Annotated in this window: 1 rRNA gene; it reads left to right on the top strand. The window is 52.9% G+C overall.

Annotation, left to right across the window (positions count from 1 at the left end):
- Positions 1-23: 23 nt before the first annotated feature.
- A 23S ribosomal RNA gene (locus ACTJKE_RS31010) occupies positions 24-2,820 on the top strand.
- Positions 2,821-2,842: the final 22 nt, after the last annotated feature.

The raw sequence follows: 2,842 nt of genomic DNA, 5'->3' as shown, positions 1-2,842 counted from the left end.
GGATGAGCATTGGCAATGAGAACGATCAAGTGAAAGAAGGGCATTTGGTGGATGCCTTGGCATGCACAGGCGATGAAGGACGTGATACGCTGCGATAAGCCGTGGGGAGCTGCGAATGAGCTTTGATCCATGGATCTCCGAATGGGGGAACCCACCTTAAATGCTTGGAAAATTTAAGTCGTACGCAAGTACGGCTTAGGTTTCCAAGTATTGTTTAAAGGTATCTTACTCTGAATACATAGGGGTAAGAAGCGAACGCAGGGAACTGAAACATCTAAGTACCTGCAGGAAAGGACATCAACCGAGACTCCGCAAGTAGTGGCGAGCGAACGCGGACCAGGCCAGTGGCACTGAGGAATAAAGTGGAACGACATGGAAAGGTCGGCCGTAGAGGGTGATAGCCCCTTACACGTAGAACACTCAGTGTCCTTGAGTAAGGCGGGACACGTGAAATCCTGTCTGAACATGGGGAGACCACTCTCCAAGCCTAAGTACTCGTGCATGACCGATAGCGAACAAGTACCGTGAGGGAAAGGTGAAAAGCACCCCGACAAGGGGAGTGAAATAGAACCTGAAACCGGATGCCTACAAACAGTTGGAGCCCGCAAGGGTGACAGCGTACCTTTTGTATAATGGGTCAACGACTTAGTGTGACGAGCAAGCTTAAGCCGATAGGTGAAGGCGCAGCGAAAGCGAGTCTGAACAGGGCGTTCAGTTCGTCGCATTAGACCCGAAACCGAGTGATCTAGCCATGAGCAGGTTGAAGGTTGGGTAACACCAACTGGAGGACCGAACCCGCATCTGTTGCAATAGATTGGGATGACTTGTGGTTAGGGGTGAAAGGCCAATCAAACTCGGAAATAGCTGGTTCTCCGCGAAAACTATTTAGGTAGTGCGTCGACCGAATACCCTCGGGGGTAGAGCACTGGATGGGCTATGGGGACTCACCGTCTTACTGATCCTAACCAAACTCCGAATACCGAGGAGTACTAGTCGGCAGACACACGGCGGGTGCTAACGTCCGTCGTGAAAAGGGCAACAACCCTGACCTCCAGCTAAGGTCCCCAAGTCATGGCTAAGTGGGAAAGGATGTGAGGATCCCAAAACAACCAGGATGTTGGCTTAGAAGCAGCCATCATTTAAAGAAAGCGTAACAGCTCACTGGTCTAATTAAGGGTCTTTGCGCCGAAAATGTAACGGGGCTAAAGCCATGCACCGAAGCTGAGGATACGTCGCAAGACGTGTGGTAGCGGAGCGTTCCGTAAGCCTGTGAAGGGATACCCGTGAGGGGTCCTGGAGGTATCGGAAGTGCGAATGTTGACATGAGTAACGATAAAGAGGGTGAGAGACCCTCTCGCCGAAAGACCAAGGGTTCCTGCTTAAAGTTAATCTGAGCAGGGTTAGCCGGCCCCTAAGACGAGGCGGACACGCGTAGTCGATGGGAACCACGTTAATATTCGTGGGCCTGGTGGTAGTGACGGATCGCTTAACTTGTTTGGACTTATTGGATTGTCCAGGCGGGGACGCGGTTCCAGGAAATAGCTCCACCATTATAGACCGTACCCGAAACCGACACAGGTGGTCAGGTAGAGTATACCAAGGCGCTTGAGAGAACTATGCTGAAGGAACTCGGCAAATTGCACGCGTAACTTCGGAAGAAGCGTGACCCTTTTTGACGCAAGTCAGATGGGGTGGCACAGACCAGGGGGTAGCGACTGTTTATCAAAAACACAGGGCTCTGCGAAGTCGCAAGACGACGTATAGGGTCTGACGCCTGCCCGGTGCTGGAAGGTTAAGAGGAGGGGTGCAAGCTCTGAATCGAAGCCCCAGTAAACGGCGGCCGTAACTATAACGGTCCTAAGGTAGCGAAATTCCTTGTCGGGTAAGTTCCGACCTGCACGAATGGCGTAACGACTTCCCCGCTGTCTCCAGCATAGACTCAGTGAAATTGAATTCCCCGTGAAGATGCGGGGTTCCTGCGGTCAGACGGAAAGACCCCGTGCACCTTTACTATAGCTTTACACTGGCATTCGTGTCGGCATGTGTAGGATAGGTGGTAGGCTTTGAAGCAGGGACGCCAGTTCTTGTGGAGCCATCCTTGAAATACCACCCTTATCGTCATGGATGTCTAACCGCGGTCCGTTATCCGGATCCGGGACAGTGTATGGTGGGTAGTTTGACTGGGGCGGTCGCCTCCGAAAGAGTAACGGAGGCGCGCGATGGTGGGCTCAGACCGGTCGGAAATCGGTCGTCGAGTGCAATGGCATAAGCCCGCCTGACTGCGAGACTGACAAGTCGAGCAGAGACGAAAGTCGGTCATAGTGATCCGGTGGTCCCGCGTGGAAGGGCCATCGCTCAACGGATAAAAGGTACGCCGGGGATAACAGGCTGATGACCCCCAAGAGTCCATATCGACGGGGTTGTTTGGCACCTCGATGTCGGCTCATCGCATCCTGGGGCTGGAGCAGGTCCCAAGGGTTTGGCTGTTCGCCAATTAAAGCGGTACGTGAGCTGGGTTCAGAACGTCGTGAGACAGTTCGGTCCCTATCTGCCGTGGGTGTAGGAATATTGACAGGATCTGTCCCTAGTACGAGAGGACCGGGATGGACATATCTCTGGTGGACCTGTTGTCCTGCCAAGGGCATAGCAGGGTAGCTATATATGGAATGGATAACCGCTGAAGGCATCTAAGCGGGAAACCAACCTGAAAACGAGTATTCCCTTGAGAACCGTGGAAGACGACCACGTTGATAGGCTGGGTGTGGAAGTGCGGCAACGCATGAAGCTTACCAGTACTAATCGTTCGATTGGCTTGATCGTTCCCATTGCTTGTGCTCATCAC

The sequence above is a fragment of the Ensifer sp. 22521 genome (assembly GCF_052044795.1).
In the GTDB taxonomy this organism is placed as follows: Bacteria; Pseudomonadota; Alphaproteobacteria; order Rhizobiales; family Rhizobiaceae; genus Ensifer.
The sequence above is the reverse complement of the archived record's forward strand: the minus strand, read 5'-3'. Positions and strand labels throughout refer to the sequence as shown.